This is a genomic window from Sphingobium sp. SG1, from assembly GCF_057063145.1.
In genome coordinates, this window is record NZ_JBVVOJ010000010.1 from 140083 (window position 1) to 161313 (window position 21231).

The 21231-nt window shown below is 65.7% G+C and carries 18 protein-coding genes and 2 tRNA genes; 11 read left to right on the top strand and 9 right to left on the bottom strand.

Annotated features, from left to right (window positions below; translation table 11 throughout):
• Positions 1 to 4: 4 nt before the first annotated feature.
• The 3 genes from AC0KVN_RS19695 to AC0KVN_RS19705 are packed head-to-tail and all read right to left on the bottom strand — an operon-like array spanning position 5 to position 3958.
• On the bottom strand, positions 5 to 685 hold the full coding sequence (locus tag AC0KVN_RS19695; RefSeq protein WP_004207689.1) for a L,D-transpeptidase family protein: 681 nt from the start codon (positions 683 to 685) through the stop codon (positions 5 to 7).
• A 60-nt stretch (positions 686 to 745) separates the two neighbouring features.
• Entirely contained in the window at positions 746 to 3013 is a 2268-nt protein-coding gene (locus AC0KVN_RS19700; protein WP_037507423.1) for an NADP-dependent malic enzyme, read from the bottom strand.
• A gap of 27 nt (positions 3014 to 3040) precedes the next feature.
• Entirely contained in the window at positions 3041 to 3958 is a 918-nt protein-coding gene (locus AC0KVN_RS19705; protein WP_161730387.1) for a LysR family transcriptional regulator, read from the bottom strand.
• A gap of 96 nt (positions 3959 to 4054) precedes the next feature.
• On the opposite strand from AC0KVN_RS19705, the gene AC0KVN_RS19710 reads away from it, so the two are divergent.
• The 8 genes from AC0KVN_RS19710 to AC0KVN_RS19745 all read left to right on the top strand — a co-directional run bounded on the left by AC0KVN_RS19710 (position 4055) and on the right by AC0KVN_RS19745 (position 13365).
• A complete protein-coding gene (locus tag AC0KVN_RS19710) occupies positions 4055 to 6169 on the top strand; it encodes a malate synthase G (protein ID WP_435568409.1) in 2115 nt (704 codons plus the stop codon).
• A gap of 65 nt (positions 6170 to 6234) precedes the next feature.
• The gene (locus AC0KVN_RS19715; RefSeq protein WP_435568410.1) at positions 6235 to 6861 is read left to right on the top strand and encodes a glutathione S-transferase family protein; all 627 of its coding nucleotides are present in this window, start codon (positions 6235 to 6237) and stop codon (positions 6859 to 6861) included.
• Positions 6848 to 8107, top strand: coding sequence for a M24 family metallopeptidase (locus tag AC0KVN_RS19720; RefSeq protein WP_435568411.1), 1260 nt, complete (start codon positions 6848 to 6850; stop codon positions 8105 to 8107). The genes AC0KVN_RS19715 and AC0KVN_RS19720 overlap by 14 nt, the downstream gene beginning before the upstream one ends.
• Before the next feature lie 10 nt (positions 8108 to 8117).
• Positions 8118 to 8402, top strand: a complete 285-nt coding sequence (locus AC0KVN_RS19725) for a barstar family protein (protein ID WP_270090901.1) — start codon at positions 8118 to 8120, stop codon at positions 8400 to 8402.
• Positions 8403 to 8470: 68 nt separating this feature from the next.
• Complete coding sequence (alaS, locus tag AC0KVN_RS19730) at positions 8471 to 11125, top strand: alanine--tRNA ligase (protein ID WP_435568412.1); 2655 nt, start codon at positions 8471 to 8473, stop codon at positions 11123 to 11125.
• 4 nt (positions 11126 to 11129) lie between these two features.
• Positions 11130 to 11720 carry a nucleoside 2-deoxyribosyltransferase domain-containing protein gene (locus tag AC0KVN_RS19735; protein WP_435568413.1) on the top strand — a complete coding sequence of 197 codons (591 nt, stop codon included), beginning with the start codon at positions 11130 to 11132 and terminating at the stop codon, positions 11718 to 11720.
• Positions 11721 to 11763: 43 nt separating this feature from the next.
• Positions 11764 to 12270 carry a DUF2306 domain-containing protein gene (locus AC0KVN_RS19740; RefSeq protein WP_435568414.1) on the top strand — a complete coding sequence of 169 codons (507 nt, stop codon included), beginning with the start codon at positions 11764 to 11766 and terminating at the stop codon, positions 12268 to 12270.
• 153 nt (positions 12271 to 12423) lie between these two features.
• Positions 12424 to 13365: a glutaminase gene (locus AC0KVN_RS19745; protein ID WP_483656337.1), complete on the top strand. Its 942-nt coding sequence runs from the start codon at positions 12424 to 12426 to the stop codon at positions 13363 to 13365.
• 259 nt (positions 13366 to 13624) lie between these two features.
• On the opposite strand, the gene AC0KVN_RS19750 is transcribed toward AC0KVN_RS19745, so the two are convergent.
• The gene (locus AC0KVN_RS19750; RefSeq protein ID WP_004207677.1) at positions 13625 to 15409 is read right to left on the bottom strand and encodes a cation:proton antiporter domain-containing protein; all 1785 of its coding nucleotides are present in this window, start codon (positions 15407 to 15409) and stop codon (positions 13625 to 13627) included.
• Between the two features lie 197 nt (positions 15410 to 15606).
• On the opposite strand from AC0KVN_RS19750, the gene AC0KVN_RS19755 reads away from it, so the two are divergent.
• Positions 15607 to 15906, top strand: a complete 300-nt coding sequence (locus AC0KVN_RS19755; RefSeq protein WP_237235054.1) for a hypothetical protein — start codon at positions 15607 to 15609, stop codon at positions 15904 to 15906.
• 18 nt (positions 15907 to 15924) lie between these two features.
• On the opposite strand, the gene AC0KVN_RS19760 is transcribed toward AC0KVN_RS19755, so the two are convergent.
• The 5 genes from AC0KVN_RS19760 to aroA form a co-directional block, all read right to left on the bottom strand.
• A tRNA-Leu gene (locus tag AC0KVN_RS19760) sits at positions 15925 to 16010 on the bottom strand.
• A gap of 47 nt (positions 16011 to 16057) precedes the next feature.
• Complete coding sequence (locus tag AC0KVN_RS19765) at positions 16058 to 16348, bottom strand: integration host factor subunit beta (RefSeq protein ID WP_004207675.1); 291 nt, start codon at positions 16346 to 16348, stop codon at positions 16058 to 16060.
• Between the two features lie 181 nt (positions 16349 to 16529).
• On the bottom strand, positions 16530 to 18242 hold the full coding sequence (rpsA, locus tag AC0KVN_RS19770) for a 30S ribosomal protein S1 (protein WP_004207674.1): 1713 nt from the start codon (positions 18240 to 18242) through the stop codon (positions 16530 to 16532).
• Between the two features lie 175 nt (positions 18243 to 18417).
• Positions 18418 to 19047: a (d)CMP kinase gene (locus tag AC0KVN_RS19775; protein ID WP_435568291.1), complete on the bottom strand. Its 630-nt coding sequence runs from the start codon at positions 19045 to 19047 to the stop codon at positions 18418 to 18420.
• Complete coding sequence (gene aroA, locus AC0KVN_RS19780; RefSeq protein WP_435568317.1) at positions 19044 to 20354, bottom strand: 3-phosphoshikimate 1-carboxyvinyltransferase; 1311 nt, start codon at positions 20352 to 20354, stop codon at positions 19044 to 19046. The genes AC0KVN_RS19775 and aroA overlap by 4 nt, the downstream gene beginning before the upstream one ends.
• A 176-nt stretch (positions 20355 to 20530) precedes the next feature.
• Here aroA and AC0KVN_RS19785 point away from each other — a divergent pair, with 176 nt between their 5' ends.
• Together AC0KVN_RS19785 and AC0KVN_RS19790 are read left to right on the top strand one after the other, a co-directional pair.
• Positions 20531 to 20869, top strand: coding sequence for a TIGR02300 family protein (locus AC0KVN_RS19785; protein ID WP_004207671.1), 339 nt, complete (start codon positions 20531 to 20533; stop codon positions 20867 to 20869).
• Positions 20870 to 20957: 88 nt separating this feature from the next.
• A tRNA-Ala gene (locus AC0KVN_RS19790) sits at positions 20958 to 21033 on the top strand.
• Positions 21034 to 21231 lie beyond the last annotated feature (198 nt).

The following is a 21231-nucleotide window of genomic DNA, read 5'->3' on the forward strand; positions in this document are numbered from 1 at the left end:
CCGGTCAGCCGCTGACGACAGCCTTGCTGGTGTCGAGCATCTTGCCGTTGGTGATGATGACCATGTCGCCGACCTTGGTGACGCCGAACAGCTTCTGCGCAAATTCCTTGGGCACGCCGATGCAGCCATGGGTGGCATAGCCCCATTTGACGTCGCTGCCGTGGATGGCGACGCCGTCGCTGGTCAGCCGCTGCATATAGGGCATGGGCGCGTTATTGTAGGTGCTGGAATAATGGTCGGCGTCCTTCTGCATGATCGGGAAGGCGCCCAAGGGGCTCTGCTTGTCGGTCGCGCCATAGAGGATGACGGCGGCGCCGATTTCATAGCCGTCGCGGAAGACGGAGAGGGTCTGGGCTTTCAGGTCGACGGTGATGATGACCGGCCCCTTGGCCGGCGCGCCTTCCTCGTCCCAGGCATAGTCGCCATGCTCGAAAGGCCCCTCGATCTTGAGCACGCGCTTGACCGCCAGGGCGTGGGGATCGACCTTCATGCCCTGATCGCTGCGCCGCTCGACCAGCGGCAGCGGCTTGGGCGCGGCGGCGGCCTCGGCCGGTTTGGCCTGGGTCGCGGTGCCGGCGTTGCGATCGATCTTGTCGGTCAGCAGCAGCGCGCCGCCGCCCAGGACGGCGCCGATCAGCAGTTTCGGGCCAAGGCTGCGAGCCAATGTGCCGATGACGCCTGCCATGATCTTCCTCGCTTCATCCTTTGCCGGTCAAGCTAACAGCCTAACCGGCAAAGGTTAAGGTCAGCCTTCGCGCGCCACTTCGGCGGCGGCGATGGCGGTCAGGTTGAGGATGCCGCGCGCGGTGACGCCGGGCGTCAGCACATGGATCGGCTGGGCGGTGCCGATCAGCATCGGCCCGACCGTGGGCGAGCTGGACGAAGCGCCGAGCGCCGTCAGCGTGATATTGGCGGCGTCGAGGTTCGGCATCACCAGCAGGTTGGCCGGCCCCTCGAACCGGGAGTCGGGGATCAGCCGTTCGCGCAGCGCCTGGCTGAGCGCGGCGTCGGCGTGCATTTCGCCATCGACCGCCAGCTCCGGTGCGGCCTGGCGCACCAGATCGAGCGCGGCGCGCATCTTGCGGGCGCTGGGGCTGTTGGACGCACCGAAGTTGGAGTGCGACAGCAGCGCCACGCGCGGCTTCAGGCCGAAATGCTGCAACTCGGTCGAGGCCAGCAGCGTCATTTCCGCAATCTGGTCGGGCGTCGGGTCCGGCACCATATGGGTGTCGGTGATGAACAGCGCGCCGGCGTCGAGGATCAGGCCCGACAGCGCATAGATGCGGCTGTGGTTGGGCGCGCGATCGATGATGCGCAGCACATGTTCGACCTGGCCCCAATATTCGGAGCGGCCGCCGACCAGCGCGGCGTCGACCCGGCCGGTGCGCAGCAGCATGGCGGCGGTGACGGTCGGGCGGCGATAGACATGGCGCAGGATTTCGTCTGGCGGCACGCCCTTGCGCGCGGCGATGGCGCGATAGGCCTCGACCAGTTCGCGCATGATGTCATGATCCGTCTCGGGATCGATCACCTCGACATCGCGGTCGAGCTGGAAGCTGAGGCCCATGTCGGACAGCTTCTGTTCCAGCAGGCGGCGGCGCGCGACGATGGTCGGCTTGACGATGCCTTCGTCCAGACCGTCCTGGATCGCGCGCAGCACGCGCTCATCCTCGCCCTCGCCATAGACGATGCGGCACTGGCTGCCGCGTGCGGCATGGAAGACCGGCAGCATCAGCTGACCCGAGCGGGTGTTCTGGTGCGACAGGGCGCGCTTATATTCTTCCAGGTCCAGCGTCTTGGTGGCGACGCCGCTGTCCATCGCCGCCTTGGCCACGGCACCGGCAATCTCGCCGATCAGGCGCGGATCGAACGGGGTCGGGATGATGTAATCGGCGCCGAACACCAGCTTGCGACCGCCATAGGCCTGCGCCACGCTGTCATGCGCGGGCATGCGGGCGAGGGCGGCGATCGCGTCGGCGGCGGCGACCTTCATCGCTTCGTTGATCTGGGTCGCGCCGCAATCCAGCGCGCCGCGGAAGATATAGGGGAAGCACAGGACGTTGTTGACCTGGTTCGGATAGTCCGACCGGCCGGTGGCGATGATCGCGTCCGGGCGCACTTCGCGTGCGGCTTCCGGGCGGATTTCCGGTTCCGGATTGGCGAGCGCGAAGATCAGCGGATTGGGCGCCATCAGCGGCAGCCATTCCGGCTTCAGCACGCCCGGCGCCGACAGGCCCAGGAACAGGTTGGCGCCTGGCAGCACGTCGGGCAGGGTGCGCGCGTTGGTGTCGCGGGCATAGCGCGCCATGTTGGGCAGCATGCCTTCGCGGCCCGAATGGATGACGCCGTCCTTGTCGGTCATCGTCACATTGTCGATCGGCAGGCCCATCGAGACGAGCAGGTCGACGCAGGCGAGCGCGGCGGCGCCGGCGCCCGAGGTGACCAGCTTTGCATCGGCCAGGGTCTTGCCCTGCAGCACCAGCGCGTTGCGCACGGCCGCGGCGACGACGATGGCGGTGCCATGCTGATCGTCATGGAAGACCGGAATGTTCATCCGCTCCTTCAGGCGCCGTTCGATCTCGAAACATTCGGGCGCCTTGATGTCTTCCAGATTGATGCCACCAAAGGTCGGCTCCAGCAGGGCGACGGCTTCGACGAACTTGTCCGTGTCGGTGGTGTCGACTTCGATGTCGAACACGTCGATGTCGGCGAACTTCTTGAAGAGGACGGCCTTGCCCTCCATCACCGGCTTCGACGCCAGCGCGCCGATCGCGCCGAGGCCGAGGACGGCGGTGCCGTTGGAGATGACCGCGACCAGATTGCCGCGCGCGGTATAGTCCAGCGCCTTGGCGGGATCGGCAGCGATCTCCTCGCAAGGAGCGGCCACCCCCGGCGAATAGGCCAGCGCCAGATCGCGCTGGTTCACCATGCGCTTGGTCGGCTCGATCGCGAGCTTACCGGGCTGGGGAAGGCGGTGATAGTCTAGGGCGGCGCGGCGGGTGTTATCGTCCATGCGATGCGCCTTAGAGACTGTGTTCCGCTAGGGCAAGCCAGTGCGGTCCGTCCGCGACTCCCACGGCGGCGCAAGGGCATATTGCGCAGCAAGAAAGTCGACGAAGGCGGTGATGGCCAGCGGCGGATTGGCCTGTGGCAGTTGCACGGCATAGAGGGCGACGTCGCTCGACCCTTCATGATCGGGCAGGATCTGGCGCACATCACCCTGCGCCAGCGCGTCGCTGATGTCCCACAGCGAACGCAGCGCGATGCCGCTGCCCGACAACGCCAGTTCGCGCACGACTTCGCTGCTGTTGGTGCGGATATGGCTGTGACCGTCGATCGCGACCGGCCCCTTGGGACCGATCAGGCGCCAGGGCAACTGGCCATCGGCGGCGAGCAGGCGGTGCTGCTTGAGGTCGGCGATGCGGCGCGGCGTGCCGAAGCGGTCGAGATAGGCGGGTGCGGCGCACAGGATGCGCCGATTGGGCGCCAGCCGCCGGGCGGTGAGGCCGGCGCCCGGATCGGCGGCGATGCGGATGGCCAGGTCCGCCCGGCTTTCGATCAGGTCGACATAGTCGTCGGACAGGTCGAGCCGCAGGTCGATGCGCGGATGATCGTCCAGGAAAGGCTGGAGATAGGGGGCAAGATGCATGCGGCCAAAGGAGGTCGGGGCGGTGATTCGCAGCGGGCCGGACGCAATCGCCGACACGCCCGACACGCGACGTTCGGCTTCGTCGAGAGAGGCGAGGATCGCGCGCAGGTCGCCATGGAGCCGCTCGCCCGCCGGGGTCAGCGCCAGCCGGCGGGTGGTACGGTGGATCAGCCGGGCGCCCAGCCTGTCCTCCAGCCGGGCAAGCCGCTTGGACATCATCGCTGGCGATATGTGGAGCCGCCGTCCGGCGGCGGCCAGCCCGCCTTCATCGACGATGCTCACGAACAATTCATGGTCCGGGTCCATCATATTCGTTCACCACAGGAAAGTCTCTATTCGAATAATAGCGTCTACACGGCATAATTGGAAAGGCGTAAAAGGACGGCATAGCAAGGAGTGGATTGCATGACCGACCGTATGACGGACCGCGCCGGCCTGAAGGTCGCCGCAACGCTGGCCGACTTCATCGAGCAGCGCGCGCTGCCGGGCACGGGCATTAATGCCGACGCCTTTTGGGCGGGCACTGCCGACATATTGGCGCGCTTCACCCCCGACAATGCGGCGCTGCTGCGCACGCGCGATGACCTGCAGACGCAGATCGATGCCTGGCATCAGGTGCGCCGGGGACAGGCGCATAATGCCGCCGCCTATCAGGCCTTCCTGCGCGAGATCGGCTATCTGGTCGAGGAACCGGCGCCGTTCGGGATCGGCAGCGAGAATGTCGATGCCGAAGTCGCCCGCATGGCCGGGCCGCAGCTGGTCGTCCCGATCCTCAACGCCCGTTTCCTGCTCAACGCCGCCAATGCGCGCTGGGGCAGCCTGTATGACGCGCTCTATGGCACGGACGCCATAGCGGGCGCGGCTTCGGGCAAGGGCTATGATGCGGCGCGCGGAGCGCAGGTCATCGCCTGGGCCAAGGCGTTCCTGGACGATGCCGTTCCGCTGGCGACGGGACGCTGGGCCGATCTGGCGGGCGAGGAAATCATCCTGGCCGATCCGGCGCAGTTCGTCGGCACGAGCGCGAAGGGCAGGCTGTTCCGCCATAATGGCCTGCATATCGAGGTCGTCTTCGACCCGGCCCACCCGATCGGCGCGACCGATCCGGCGGGCATATCCGACGTCATCCTGGAATCCGCGCTGACCACCATCTGCGACCTGGAGGATTCGGTCGCGGCGGTCGATGCGGCGGACAAGGTTACCGCCTATGCCAACTGGCTGGGGCTGATGCAGGGCGACCTGACCGAGACATTCGAGAAGGGCGGTCGGCAGATGACCCGCGCGCTCAATCCCGATCGCGCTTATGCTGCGCCCGATGGCAACAGCTTCACGCTGCCGGGCCGCAGCCTGTTGTTCGTCCGCAATGTCGGTCATCTGATGACCACGCCGGCGATCGCGCTGCCCGATGGGCAGGACGCGCCCGAGGGGATCATCGACGGCATCGTCACCAGCCTGATCGCGCTGCATGATCTGGCCAAGGCGGATGGCAACAGCCGCGCGGGCAGCGTCTATATCGTCAAGCCCAAGATGCACGGGCCACAGGAAGCGGCCTTTACCAACCGCCTGTTCGATGCGATCGAGGATATGCTGGGCATGGCGCGCCACACGATCAAGGTCGGCGTCATGGATGAAGAACGGCGCACATCGGCCAATCTGGCGGCCTGCATCCATGCCGTCCGCGATCGGATCGTCTTCATCAATACCGGCTTCCTGGACCGCACCGGCGACGAGATGCACACGTCGATGCAGGCCGGGCCGATGATCCGCAAGGGCGAGATGAAGGCGAGCGACTGGATCACGGCCTATGAGGATCGCAATGTCCAGATCGGCCTGGCCTGCGGCCTGTCGGGCCGGGCGCAGATCGGCAAAGGCATGTGGGCGGCGCCCGATCGCATGGCCGACATGCTGGAGCAGAAGATCGGCCATCCCAAGAGCGGCGCCAACACCGCCTGGGTTCCGTCGCCGACGGCAGCGACGCTGCACGCGACCCATTATCACCGCATCGACGTCTTCGCCCGTCAGGAAGAACGCAAGGGCGAGGGCATCGCGTCGCTCGACAAGTTGTTGACCATTCCCGTCGCGGTCGGCCGCAATTTCTCCGAAGAAGAGATTGCGCAGGAACTGGATAATAATGCGCAGGGCATATTGGGCTATGTCGTCCGCTGGATCGACCAGGGCGTCGGCTGTTCCAAGGTGCCCGATATCCATGATGTCGGCCTGATGGAGGATCGCGCGACCTTGCGCATTTCCTCGCAGCATATGGCCAACTGGCTGCTGCACGGCGTCTGCACCGCGGAACAGGTTGATGCTGCGCTGACCCGCATGGCGGCCAAGGTCGATGCGCAGAATGAAGCCGATCCGCTCTATCAGCCGATGAGCGGGCGCGAGGGCGAGAGCCTGGCCTTCCAGGCGGCGCGCGCCCTGGTGTTCGAGGGTGTCGCGCAGCCCAATGGCTATACCGAGCCGTTGCTGCACGCCTATCGCGCCCGTGCCAAGGCGGAGGAAGTCCTCGAGATAGCGTAAACTTCGCTGTCACTCTTTCCCATGCTGCGTTAGCCCTGATCGGGTCGCAGCATGGGAGAGGCGCCATGACCATCATCGTCCATCATCTGAACAACAGCCGTTCGCAGCGCATCCTGTGGCTGCTGGAGGAACTGGGCGAGGCTTATGACGTGCGCCGCTATGAGCGGGATCGCAAGACGATGCGCGCGCCCGCTGCCCTGCGCGCCGTCCATCCGCTCGGCCGGTCGCCGGTGGTGGAGGTGGATGGCCATCGGCTGATCGAGACCGGGGCGATCATGGAATATCTGGTCGCGCGGGCCGGTGGTCGCTTCGGCGCGCCGACCGATGCGGAGGGCGCGATCCGCTGGCGCCAGTTTCTCCATTATGCCGAAGGATCGATGATGCCGCCGCTGCTGGCCCTGCTGGCGGTCGGCAAGCTGGGCCTGCTTGGCCGACCGGCACGGCCGACGGTGCAGGGGATGCTGGACGATCATCTCGACTGGCTGGAAAGCGAACTGGCAAGCCGCCCCTATTTTGCCGGGCCTGACTTCACCGCCGCCGACATGATGATGAGCTTCCCGATCGAGGCGTCGCGGGCGCGCGGCGGGCTTGACGAATCGCGTCCGCATCTGATCGGGTGGCTGGAGAGAATACAGGCGCGGCCCGCCTATCAGGCCGCGCTGCGCACCGGGGGACATTATGCTTACGCCTGATCGCCGCACCTTGTTTCGCTATGCCGCTGCCGGGGTCACCACCGCGCTGGTTAGCCCGCGCCTGTTCGCGCAGGAAAAAGCGGTCGAGGCGCTCCAGTCGATCACCCGCGACGTCACCCCGATCGGCAAGGCCGAGCGCGCCAACCGGCTGGCGCGCGCGCAGAAGATGATGCAGGCGCAGGGCATCGACGCGCTGCTGGTCGAGCCGGGCGCAAGCCTCATCTATTATAGCGGCATCCGCTGGTGGCGTTCCGAGCGGCTGACCGCGCTGGTCATTCCGGCCAGCGGTACGCCTCTGGTCGTCTGCCCCTTTTTCGAGAAGCCCTCGATTGACGAATCGCTCGCCATCCCGGCCGAGGTCCGCGTCTGGCAGGAGCATGAAAGCCCCTATGCGCCGATCGCCGATTATCTGAAGGCGCAGGGCCTGGACAAGGGGCGGATCGGCATCGAGGAGACGGTCCGCTATTTCGCGGTCGATGGGCTGAAGGCCGCGCTGCCCGCCGCGACTTTGGTGAAAGACCCCGTCACCCGCGCGATCCGCATGCGCAAGACGGCGGCCGAGATTGCACTGATGCAGAAGGCGGCGGATGTCACCATGGGCGCCTATCGCTGGACCCATCCGCAGGTGAAGGCGGGCATGACCCCGGCCGATATCGGCGCGCTGATGACGGCCGCGACCAGTGCGCTGGGCGGCAAGGGTGAGTTCAACCTGATCCTGCTGGGCGAAGCGGCCGCCTATCCGCATGGCTCGGGCAAGCCGCAATCGGTGCGCGCGGGCGAGGTGGTGCTGATGGATTGCGGCTGCACGGTCGAGGATTATCAGTCCGACATCAGCCGCACCTTCGTCTATGGCGCTGCGCCCACCGCGCAGCAGCGCAAGGTGTGGGACGAGGTGGCGCAGGGGCAGCAGGTCGCGATCCGGGCGGCGAAGCTGGGCGTGGCGGCTGGTACGGTCGACGATGCGGTCCGCGCTTATTATGAGAAACTGGGCTACGGCCCCGGTTACAAGCTGCCCGGCCTGTCCCACCGCACCGGTCACGGCATCGGCATGGAGGGGCATGAACCGGTCAATCTCGTCCATGGCGAGACGACGAAGCTGGACGTCGGCATGTGCTTCTCCAACGAACCGGGCCTCTATCTGCCCGGCGCGATGGGCGTGCGCATGGAGGATTGCTTCCACATGACCGGGCAGGGGCCGCAATGGTTCTCCAGGCCGCCGGTGTCGATCGAGGAGCCGATGGGGTAAGCGACGGGCCATGCAGTTGATTGAACTTGATGCTTCCGGCTGGACAAAGCCATTGGACTTTTATCTCGCGCTGTTGCCGCGACTGGGCGCGCCTGAATGGCATGGTCTTAATCTGGATGCCCTATATGACAGTTTGTTGGGCGACATTAACGCCGTTGAGCCGCCCTTCACTGTGACGATAGCAAATATCGACAACCTGTCGGCCGAGATGGCAGACTTCATGGCGCGGGTAACAACTGTGTTCGCCGATGCCCGGCGTGACTATGGCGTGGAGGTCACGCTGCAATTGATCTGAACAGGGTTGTGACATCGCGACCAAATCCCCCGCTTGTGCGGCGGGCCGCTTCCCACTAAATCGCGCGCATGACCTCGACCAACGACATTCGCCGCAGCTTCCTCGATTATTTCGGGGCCAATGGCCACACCATCGTTCCGTCCGCGCCGCTGGTGCCGCACAACGACCCGACGTTGATGTTCGTGAACGCCGGCATGGTGCCGTTCAAGAATGTCTTTACCGGTCTGGAAACGCGCCCCTACAAGACCGCGACGTCGAGCCAGAAGTCGGTCCGCGCCGGCGGCAAGCATAATGATCTGGACAATGTCGGCTATACCGCGCGCCACCACACCTTCTTTGAAATGCTGGGCAATTTCAGCTTCGGCGACTATTTCAAGGAACAGGCGATCCATCATGCCTGGACCCTGCTGACCAAGGAATGGGGCCTGCCCGCGGAAAAGCTGACCACGACCGTCTATCACACGGACGACGAGGCGTTCGACCTGTGGAAGAAGATCGCGGGGCTGCCCGATCACAAGATCATCCGCATCCCGACCAAGGATAATTTCTGGGCGATGGGCGACAGCGGCCCGTGCGGTCCCTGCTCGGAAATCTTCTACGACCATGGCGACCATATCTGGGGTGGCCCTCCCGGATCGCCGGAAGAGGATGGCGACCGCTTTGTCGAGATCTGGAACCTCGTCTTCATGCAATATGAGCAGGAAGCCAACGAGATCGTTTCGGAACTGCCCAAGCCCTCGATCGACACCGGCATGGGGCTGGAGCGCATCGCCGCGGTGATGCAGGGCGTCCATAACAATTATGATATCGACACATTCAAGGCGCTGATCGCCGAGAGCGGGGCGCTGACCCGCACCGCGACCGACGGCGAGTTTCAGGCCAGCCACCGCGTCATCGCCGACCATCTGCGCTCGACCAGCTTCCTGATCGCCGACGGCGTGCTGCCGGCGAACGAAGGTCGTGGCTATGTGCTGCGCCGGATCATGCGCCGCGCCATGCGCCATGCGCACATCATCGGTGCCAAGGATCCGCTGATGTATCGCCTGGTGTCGAGCCTGGTGTCGGAAATGGGCGGCGCCTATCCCGAACTGGTCCGCGCCCAGCCGCTGATCGAGGAAACCCTGCTGCGCGAGGAGACCCGGTTCCGCAAGACGCTGGAAAACGGCCTCAAGCTGCTGGACGAGGCGACCGCCGATCTGGCGGAGGGCGCGACCCTGCCGGGCGAGACCGCGTTCAAGCTCTATGACACCTATGGCTTCCCCTATGACCTGACCGAGGATGCGCTGCGGACCCAGGGCCTGTCTGTCGACCGGGCCGGCTTCGACGCCGCCATGGCCGAGCAGAAGGCCGCGGCGCGCGCCGCCTGGAAGGGATCGGGCGAAAAGGCGTCGGACGAGATCTGGTACGACATCGCCGAAACCCTCGGCAGCACCGAGTTCATCGGCTATGCCTCGACCAAGGGCGAGGGCGAAGTGCTGGCCATCATCAAGGATGGCGCGCGCGTCGATGCGGCGTCGGCCGGCGACAAGGTGACGATCATCACCAACCAGACGCCCTTCTATGGCGAGAGCGGCGGCCAGAATGGAGACGCCGGCACGATCACCACGCTGGGCGGTCTGGTGGCCGAGGTTGCCGACACGTCCAAGCCGCTCGGCCGCCTGCATGCGCATCAGGCGACGATCAGCGCGGGCAGCGTCAAGGTCGGCGACACCGTCAACCTGACGGTGGATGTCGAACGCCGCGATCGCATCCGCGCCAATCACAGCGCCACCCACCTGCTCCATGCCGCGCTGCGCAAGGAACTGGGCGGCCATGTCACCCAGAAGGGCAGCATGGTCGCGGCCGACCGCCTGCGCTTCGACTTCTCGCATCCCGAGGCGCTTACCCAGGCGCAGATCGCCAGGGTCGAGGCCGATGTGAACGCGCAGATCCGTCATAATGACGAGGTCATGACTCGGCTGATGACCCCGGACGACGCGATTGCCGCCGGCGCGATGGCGCTGTTCGGCGAGAAATATGGCGATGAAGTCCGCGTCCTCTCGATGGGTAAGGGCGACGACCATAGCTATTCGGTCGAACTGTGCGGCGGCACCCATGTCCGCGCGCTCGGCGACATCGCCCTGTTCAAGATCGTGTCGGAAAGCGCCGTATCCTCGGGCGTGCGCCGGATCGAGGCGCTGACCGGTGAGGCTGCGCGCCTGTGGCTGGTCGAGCGCGACGAGAAGCTGCGCCAGACGGCAGCGGCGCTCAAGACCACGCCGGAAGAGGTGCCCGCGCGCATCGCCGCGCTGGTCGAGCAGAGCCGCAAGCTGGAGCGGGAACTGGCCGAGGCCAGGAAGGCGCTCGCGCTGGGCGGTGGCGGTTCGGCCAAGCCGGCCGGTCCCGAGAAGGTCGGCAGCGTCGACTTTCTGGGCCAGGTGATCGACGGCCTCGACCCCAAGGAACTGCGTGGCATTGTCGACGGCAACAAGAAGACGCTCGGCAGCGGCGTGTCCGCCGTGCTGGCCGTGGTCGATGGCCGCGCGACCATTGCGGTGGGCGTGACCGACGACCTGACCGGCAGCTTCAGCGCGGTCGATCTGGTCCGTGCGGGCGTCGAGGCGCTGGGCGGCAAGGGCGGCGGCGGCCGTGCCGACATGGCCCAGGGCGGCGGTCCCGATGGCGACAAGGCGCAGGCAGCGATCGACGCGGTCAAGGCCGCGCTCGCCAGCGTTCCGGCCTGACGCGATGGGGAGGCGCGCCGCCGGTGCGCCTTTCGTCCCTATGCTGCGCCTGATCCTTGCATCCTGTCTGCTCGCCCTCCCGATGACGGCGCGGGCGGGCGAGGCGGTGACCATCACCTCGCCCGAGCCGTTGCCGGCCGCGCATGATCGCGCGCGCCTGTTCCTGGGCGGCAGCATCGACATGGGCAAGGCGACCGACTGGCAGCGCGACATGATCGCGGCGCTGGCCGACGAAAAGGTGACGATCCTGAACCCGCGCCGGGCCGACTGGAACCCGGCCTGGAAGCCCGAAGCCAGCGATCCCCATTTTCGCCAGCAGGTGGAATGGGAACTGGCCGCACTGGACAGCGCCGACATCATCATTCTCTATCTGGCGCCGGGCACGCAGAGCCCGGTCAGCCTGCTGGAAATGGGGCTGCATGCGCGCGGCGGAAAGCTGATCGTGCTCTGTCCCGACGGCTTCTGGCGCAAGGGCAATGTCGACATCACTGCCGCCCGCTATGGCGTGGAGCAAGTGTCGACGATCGAGGAACTGACGGCCGTGGTCCGTCGGCGCATCGGCGCGGTCAACAGGGCGCTGTCCGCAGCCGATTGACCCGCCCCTGCGCGCCTGACAGGGTGCGGTTCAGGGGGGATATATGGCCAGCATTGCAAGCACATCGTCGCAGCCCAAGGGGATTGCGCCCGACCGTTATGAACGCGTCCTGGCGGTGGCGTCCGTCATCCTGCTCGCCGTGGTGCTGACCGCGATCGGGCGGGGGCATGGGCAGTGGGGGCAGGTGCCGGGCCTCGTCTGGTTCCATCTGCTGACGATCCTGGTCGCGTTGGCGCTGACGCCGGTGATGCTGTTGCGGCAGCGCGGCGATGGGTGGCATCGCTGGCTGGGCTGGGTGTGGAGCGGCGCGCTGTTCCTGACCGCGCTCGACAGTTTCCTGCTGCACGGGCCGGGCAGCCGGTTCAGCATCATCCATATCCTGTCGATCTTCACCCTGATCCAGGTGCCGATCATCCTGCTGTCTGCGCGGCGCCATGACCTCAAGCGCCACCGTCGGTCGGTGCGCGGCATGGTGACGGGCGCGCTGCTGATCGCCGGCTTTTTCACCTTCCCGTTCGACCGCATGCTGGGCCACTGGTTGTTTGGCTGAATCTCCGTTTGAGAAAGCCGGTACCAGCCCGCGCCCCCGCCCAACCACCCGACAGGATGACACTGGATCGGGCGGTTGGGCGGGGGCGCGGGCTGGTACCGTACCCAAAAATCGCCCTTTCGCGATTTTTGAAACAGGCTCTAAGAGGCTGCCATGGATCTGACAGCGTTGATCGACGATATCGTGGCCGCCATGGCCAAAGAGACGGAGCGGGGCACGGTCGCCAGCTATATCCCCGAACTGGCGAAGGTGGATGCCGGCCAGTTCGGGATCGCCATCGCCACCGCCGACGGGCGGCTGCTGACCGGCGGCGACGCTGACACCGGCTTTTCGATCCAGTCCATTTCCAAGGTGTTCGCGCTGACGCTGGCGCTGGGCAAGGTCGGCGACCAGCTCTGGGATCGGGTCGGACGCGAGCCGTCGGGCAATGCCTTCAACTCCATCGTCCAGCTGGAGCAGGAACATGGCATCCCGCGCAATCCCTTCATCAATGCCGGGGCGATCGTGGTGGCCGACGTCAATCTGGGCGGGCATCAGCCGCGCGTGGCGATCGGCGAGATGCTGCGCTTCGTGCGCTATCTGGCCGGCGACGACGCGATCCGCATCAATGAGGAGGTCGCCGCGTCGGAAACGGCGACCGGCTATCGCAACATGGCGCTCGCCAATTACATGCGCGCCTTCAACAATGTCCGTCATCCGGTCGATCTGGTGCTGGGCAGCTATTTCCACCAATGCGCGATCGAGATGAGTTGCCGGCAACTGGCGCTGGCGGGCCGTTACCTGATGCTCGATGGGCGCCATCCCGAGGGCGGACGGGTCGTGTCGCCCAGCCGGGCGCGGCGCATCAATGCGCTGATGCTGACCTGCGGCCATTATGATGCATCGGGCGATTTTGCGTTCCGGGTCGGCATTCCCGGCAAGTCGGGCGTGGGCGGCGGCATATTGGCGATCGTGCCGGGTCGCGCGGCGATCGCAGTCTGGTCGCCCGGCCTCAACGCCAGCGGCAACAGTGCGCTTGGCACCAAAGCGCTGGAGATGCTGGCGCGGCGGACCGGCTGGTCGGTGTTCAGCCCGCCCGAAGTGCATCAGGGCTGACGCGGCGACGCGACAGTCGAAGTTCACAGTGTCGTCAGCATGGATTTGGGCCATTTGCACCGGAAACGCGCCTGCCACGCGCCACCGACGCCACAGTGGCGTAACAATCGGGGCACGGCCACGCGCCTTCGACGCGACAGTGAAGCGACAGCCAGGCGACAGCGACGCGACAGTTGCGGTCGATATGGGGCGATGTCGTGCAGGCGTTTCATCGCGGAGGATAGAACAGAGATCAGCGCAATAGGAAAGGCTGATGCCCTCAGGGCACTTCGTCCTGGCGCAGGCGGCGCAGGCGGGGGGCGGACTGGAGCTGGGCGGCTTCCTTGATGCCGACGCGCAGATCCTCGCGCGCCTGATGGATCGAGGCGATTACCGGCCCCATGGCGACGCCCAGGTCGACCAGCGCGGTTTCGGCCAGTTGCAGCGAGCTTTCGAGCGTTTCGGGCACGGCGTCGCTGGCGCCGGCCTTGTAGAGCTGGGCGGCATGATCGGCGTCGCGGGCGCGGGCGATGATCGGCAGGTCCGGCACCCAGCCGCGCACTCGCTTGGTGACGCGCACCGACAGGACCGGATCGTCCATGGTCAGGATGAGCGCGCGGGCATGGCCGAGGCGCAGACGATCGAGCATTTCCGCACGCGCGACGTCACCGAAAAGGATCGGATAGCCCAGGCGCCGGGCCTCGGCGACGACATCGGGATCGGATTCGACGACGATGAAGCGCTGGCCATGGGTCTTGAGCAGGTCGCAGACCATCTGGCCGACGCGGCCGAAACCGATGACGACGGCGGCCGCCTCGGTCTGGTCCGGTTCGGTCTCGACCCGTTCCTCGCCAATGGCATTTTCCAGCCGCTGGGCGATGTCATGGCCAAAGCGCGCGAGCAGCGGCGTGATGGTGAGGCCGATGGCGGTGACGATCTGCCAGAAGGCGGCGGTGGAGGGCAGGATCAGCTTCGCCGCCGCCGCCGCCGACAGCACGATCAGCGTGGTTTCGGAAGGGCTGGACATCAGCACGCCGACTTCCAGCGCGACGCCCTTGCGCACGCCCGAGAAATAGAGAAGCAGGCCGGTCACCAGCGTCTTGGCAACGACGACACCCAGCACGGCCAGCAGTAGGCTGGGCCAGTTGGCGAGGATGACGCGCAGGTCCAGGCTCATGCCCACGGTGATGAGGAAGACGCCGAGCGCCAGCCCCTTGAACGGCGCGGTCATCACCTCGACCTCGCCATGATAGTCGGTCTCTGCGATCAGCAGGCCCGCGAGCAGGGCGCCGACGATCGGCGACAAGCCGGCGATCGAGGTGGCGAGGCTGGAGAGGATGACGACCAGCAGGCTGGCGGCGAGGAAGACTTCCGGGCTCTTGGTACGCGCCGCCTGACGGAAGATATGGGGCAGGAAGATGCGGCCGAAGACCAGCATCACCGCGATGGTGAGGCCGCCCTTGAGCAGGGTGGTCGCCAGTTCGTTCCAGGCGGCGTCGGGGCTGGTCGCGACCGATGGCGCCAGCGCGCCGAGCATGAAGATGATCGGCACCAGCGCCAGATCCTCGAACAACAGCATCGAGAAGGCGGAGCGGCCGACCGCGCTCTGGGTGCCGACCATCGGCAGCACCACAGCGGTGGAGGACAGGGCAAGGGCAAGGCCGAGGCCGATCGCGCCGGCGGTCGGCTGCCCCAGCAGATAGAGGCCCATGGCGATGAGCGCGGCGCTGCCCAGCAATTCGGTCGCGCCGACGCCGAACACCTGCGCGCGCATGCTCCACAATCGCCGGAAGCTCAGTTCCAGACCTATGGAGAAGAGCAATAATATGACGCCCAGTTCGGCAAATGGCTCAATCGCCGCCCGGTTGGAAATGGTGACATGATAGAGCCAGGGATATTGGCCGACCAGCGAGCCAAGTCCTGCCGGACCGACGGCAAGTCCCACCAGGATGAAACCGATGACGGGACTGATGCGGAAGCGGGCGAAACCGGGAATGACCAGGCCCGCTGCGCCCAGGATGACGAGGGAGTCGCTGAAGCTCTGGGGATTGATTGCATCGGTCATGAGGCATCATTGCGGGTGACGCACGGAAATGCCAGCCTTTTGCCAAAAGAATTCCGGGCAAATTGCCGGGGACAGACGGGCTCGGACGGGCGCGGGGTGATGTGACATTTGCGTTACCGGGCTGTAATTTTCCGGACATCCCGACGCAAAATCGGCGGCGCTAGAAGGGCGGTCGGATTTGCTATGGACGAATGGTGATGGGAATGATGGCTGCGCCGCTGCAAGATGCGCCGATCAGTGCCGGGGATATCCTGATCTGGGCAAGGGTCGAGCAGGCCTTGGCCGGCAAGAATGCCGCCCTTGCGGCGCAGATCAATGCCCGCACATGCGGCCGCAGCATGAGCCCCACCGCCGATGTCGAGATTGCGTCCGAACTGGCGCGGATGGAGGAGGGGCAACTGGTCAGGCTGTGGCTGGGCGCCGACGATCCCGAACATCCGACCCGCCGGGAAATGCTGGCGCTCGATCGCCTGGCGCTGATCAGCGCCGATTTCTGATTGTCGAGAAAAGCCGCCTGGTGCGGACGATGGGACTTGAACCCATATTCCCAGGGGGAGGCGGATTTTAAGTCCGCTGCGTCTACCGATTTCGCCACGTCCGCACTGCGCCTTCCCCTGAAGGCTCAGGCGCGGCAGGTCAAGGGGCTGATCAGTCGGCGGCCTTGCCGTTCAGCCGTTCGCGCATTTCCTTGCCCGGCTTGAAATAGGGCACGCGCTTGGCCGAGACCGGCACCTGTTCGCCGGTGCGGGGATTGCGGCCGGTGCGGGCATCGCGTGCGCGGGTTGTGAAGGCGCCGAAGCCGCGCAGTTCGACCCGGCCGCCACTCGACAGGCGATCGACAATCTCGCGGAAGAAAAGATCGACGATCCTTTCCACTTCCTGCAGGCTGAGGCCCGGATTTTCTTCGCCGAGTTTCTGGATCAGTTCAGAACGGATCATAGTTCCTCCAGCACCCCTGATTTCCCCTGCCGACATTTATAAACAATTGGAAAGCTGTTGACAATCGGGGAGCAACGAAATCGTTTCGATAGGGCAAGGAAGTGGCGGACGGGCATGAAAAAGCCCGCCGGAACATGGGTTCCGGCGGGCTTTTCTTTGCCTGTTGGCAGGAAGGAAGGGATTAGCCTTCGTTCTTGGCCTTGAGCGCTTCGCCCAGGATGTCGCCCAGCGACGCGCCGCTGTCCGACGAGCCATACTGTGCAACAGCCTGCTTTTCTTCGGCAATCTGCATCGCCTTGACCGAGAAGGTCGGCTTCTTGGCGCGGTCGAAACCGGTCACCATGGCGTCGAACTTCTGACCGATCTGGAAGCGTTCCGAACGCTGTTCGTCGCGGTCGCGGCCCAGGTCGCTGCGCTTGATGAAGCCGGTGGCGCCATCTTCGCCAGCCTGGACTTCCAGGCCGCCGTCGCGAACTTCCAGAACGGTCACGGTGACGATCGCGTTCTTGTTCAGGCCGGCAGCAGCGGCGGTGGTGCCGCCAGCGGCCGGACCGCCACGCTCAAGCTGCTTCATGCCGAGGCTGATGCGCTCCTTCTCGACGTCGATGTCGAGAACGACGGCCTGAACCGTCTCGCCCTTGCGGTGCAGCGCCAGCGCGTCTTCGCCCGAGATGCCCCAGGCGATGTCCGACATGTGGACCATGCCGTCGACGTCGCCGTCCAGGCCGATGAACAGGCCGAATTCGGTCGCGTTCTTGACTTCGCCTTCGACGGTCGAGCCGATCGGGTGACGTTCTGCGAACGAATCCCACGGGTTCGACTGGGCCTGCTTGAGGCCGAGCGAGATGCGGCGCTTCTCGGGATCGACTTCGAGAACGATGACTTCCACTTCCTGGCTCGTCGAAACGATCTTGCCGGGGTGGACGTTCTTCTTGGTCCAGGACATTTCCGAAACATGGACCAGGCCTTCGATGCCCGGCTCCAGTTCGACGAACGCACCATATTCGGTGATGTTCGTGACGCGGCCCGACAGCTTCGCACCGACCGGGTACTTGGCGGCGGCGCCTTCCCACGGATCATTTTCCAGCTGCTTCATGCCGAGGCTGATGCGCTGGGTTTCGCGGTTGATGCGGATGATCTGGACACGGACGGTGTCGCCGATGTTGATCATCTCGTTCGGGTGGTTGATGCGCTTGTACGACAGGTCGGTGACGTGCAGCAGGCCATCGATGCCGCCCAGGTCAACGAACGCACCATAGTCGGTGATGTTCTTGACGACGCCTTCGATGATCTGGCCTTCGGCCAGGGTCTGGATCAGGCCCGAGCGCTGTTCGGCGCGGGTTTCTTCCAGGATGGCGCGACGCGACACGACGATGTTGCCACGACGGCGATCCATCTTGAGGATCTGGAAGGGCTGCGGGATGTCCATGAGCGGGGTGACGTCGCGAACCGGGCGGATGTCGACCTGCGAGCCGGGCAGGAAGGCGACGGCGCCGTCGAGGTCGACGGTGAAGCCACCCTTGACGCGGCCGAAGATGACCCCTTCGACGCGGGCGCTTTCGGTGAACTCGGCTTCGAGCTTGTCCCAGGCGGCTTCGCGGCGAGCGCGGTCGCGCGACAGCATGGCTTCGCCATGGGCGTTTTCGACGCGGTCGACATAGACTTCGACTTCGTCGCCGACCTTGAGGTCAGCCTTCTGGCCGGGGGCGGCGAATTCGCGCAGCGGTACGCGGCCTTCCGACTTCAGGCCGACGTCGATCAGCGCCATGTCGTTTTCGATGCCGGTGACGGTGCCCTTTACGACGCGGCCTTCAAAGCCGCCGTCTTCGCCGCCGAGAGAATCATTGAGAAGCGCGGCGAAATCGTCGCGCGAGGGGAATGCCGTAGAGGCCATGGTTGGTCCTTCACTCATCATTGCTGGCCAATCGGTTGTGTCCGATGGTCTTTGGCCAAACCACGCATGCGGCCGAATACCGCCTGCGTATCCAAGGGGTTGGGCGTTGGAACGCCAAGCCTGGAAAAGCGAAAAGGGCGCCCGGAATTTCCGCGCGCCTTATCGGGTCACACGCTTACGGGCGACCTTCAAGCTGGGCGTCCACAAGCGCGATGGCCCGCTGGACGGCGGCGTCTATAGTCAAATTGCTGGTATCTAGCAAGTCGGCGCCGTCGGCCACCTTGAGCGGGGCATGGTCGCGGCTCATGTCGCGGGTGTCGCGAGCCTGGATATCGGCGATCAGGCTGTCCATGTCGGGCTCGCCGCCATGGGCCTGCGCATCCTTGAAACGGCGTTCGGCGCGGACATGGACGCTGGCGGTGACGAAGATCTTGGCATCGGCGTCCGGCGCGATCACGGTGCCGATGTCGCGCCCGTCGAGGATGGCGCCGCCCGGCTGGGTGGCGAAGTCGCGCTGGCGCTGGACCAGCGCGTCGCGCACGCTCTGATGCACCGACACGCGCGAGGCGAGGCTGCCGACCGCTTCGCTGCGCAGCGCCGGATCTGCCAGGATGGCGTCGTCGAAGCCGCAGGCGGCCAGCGCGTCGGCCTGATGATCCGGGTCGCCGCCATTCTTCAGCACGGACAGGCCGACCGCGCGGTAGAGCAGGCCGGTGTCGAGCACCGGCAGGCTATAATGGCGCCCCAGCGCCTTGGCGATCGTGCCCTTGCCCGACGCGGCGGGGCCATCGACGGCGATGATCATGCGATGGCTCCCAGCGTCTGGAGCAGGGTGGTGAAGGTCGGGAAGCTGGTCGCGACCGGGCGCATGTCGTCGATGGTGACGCCATCGCGCGAGACCAGGCCGGCGACCGCGAAGCTCATGGCGATGCGGTGGTCGAGCCTGGTGGCGATCGGGCCGCCGCCGGGCAAAGGCTGGCCGCGGCTGCCTTCGATGATGAGGCCGTCCTCCAGTTCCTCGACCGTGACGCCGATCGCGCGCAGGCCAGTGGCCATGGTGGCGATGCGGTCCGATTCCTTGACGCGCAGTTCGTCGAGGCCGCGGAAGATGCTGCGGCCGTGCGCGAAGGCTGCCGCTACGAAGGCGACGGGATATTCGTCGATCATGCTGGGCGCGCGGGCAGGGTCGGGCTCGACGCCGTTCAGGGCGGAGGCGGTGACGACCAGGTCGCCGACCGGCTCGCCGCCGACTTCGCGGGCGTTGATGATCTCGATCGACCCGCCCATTTCGCGCAGCAGGTCGATGAGGCCCGCGCGGGTGGCGTTGAGGCCGACATTGGCGATCGTCACCCGCGATCCCGGCACCAGCAGCGCCGCGACCATCGGGAAGGCGGCCGACGAGGGGTCGCCGGGCACGACGATATTCTGCGGCTTGAGCTCGGCCTCGCCCTTGAGCGTGATGATGCGGGTGCCGTCGGCCTGGACCTCGACCTCAAGGTCCGCGCCGAAGCCCTTGAGCATGCGTTCGCTATGGTCGCGGGTCGGGATCGGTTCGACCACGCGGGTGATGCCGGGCGTGTTGAGGCCGGCGAGCAGGATTGCCGACTTCACCTGGGCCGAGGCGACCGGCAGGACATAGTCGAGCGGCACGGCCGGGCAGGCGCCGGTCATGGTCAGCGGCAGGCGATCGCCGGGGCTGGCGGTGAAGCTGGCGCCGACGCGGGAGAGCGGTTCGGTGACGCGCGCCATCGGGCGCTTGCTGAGGGACGCGTCGCCCACGAAGGTGGCGGTGATGCCATGGCTGGCGACCAGGCCCATCAGCAGGCGGGTCGAGGTGCCGCTATTGCCCATGTCGAGCGCTTCCTGCGGCTGGAGCAGGCCGCCGACGCCGACGCCATGAATATGCCAGATGCCGTCATCGTCACGGCGGATGTCGGCGCCCATGGCGCGCATCGCGGCCGCGGTGGCCAGCACATCCTCGCCCTCCAGCAGGCCTTCGACCCGGCTTTCGCCCACGGCCAGGGCGGAAAGCATCAGCGAACGGTGGGAAATGCTCTTGTCGCCCGGAACCGCGACGCTGCCGGACAGGGCAGGGGCGGCGGTGAAGGTCATCGGGCTGGGTTGGTCATTATGGCTGGTCACGGGGTATCCATCATCTTGGAACCGAAAAAATGCGCCCGGCTTTTGACAGCGCGGTTTCGCTATGGCAAGGCGCCCGACGTTTCGTGGCCGACTTCCGTCGTGCCGCGTGATTTCTGTTTGAGCATCGAAGAAGGAACAGGCCGGACATGGTGAAGGCTGAATGGGGCACGAAGCGGACCTGCCCGAAATGTGCGACTCGCTTCTATGACCTGGGCAAGGACGACCCGGTGACCTGCATCAACTGCGGCGCCGCCTGGGAGCCCGAACCGGTGCTGAAGTCGAAGCAGCCGCTGCCCTATGAAGAGGCCGCGCCCAAGAAGGTCGTGGAAACGGCCGATGGCGAGTTGGAGACGGCGGACGATGATCTGGACATCGATCTGGACGTCGATGATGACGGCGATTCGCCGGATAATGACGTCGATCTGGGCGGCGATGACGACCTGGGCGTCGATGCCGGCAATGATGACGGCGACGACGACAATTAAGTGAAAATTCTGCTTGCCAACGGGATCACCTGATCCTAGAGGCAGCGACCTCCGAGGCGCCGGACCCAACGGCGCCTCAAGATGGTACGGGGCCTTAGCTCAGCTGGGAGAGCGCCTGCATGGCATGCAGGAGGTCAGCGGTTCGATCCCGCTAGGCTCCACCAATTTTCGGAATACGAAAATGTCCGAGTGACATTTTCCCGAAAAATTCCCGAGCGCAAGCGCGGGAGGACATGCGACCGACGGCCCGTGCCGGACATGGTCTGATCCATCGGGACGCGGTTTGCGCCGTATCAGGATGGGGCCTTAGCTCAGCTGGGAGAGCGCCTGCATGGCATGCAGGAGGTCAGCGGTTCGATCCC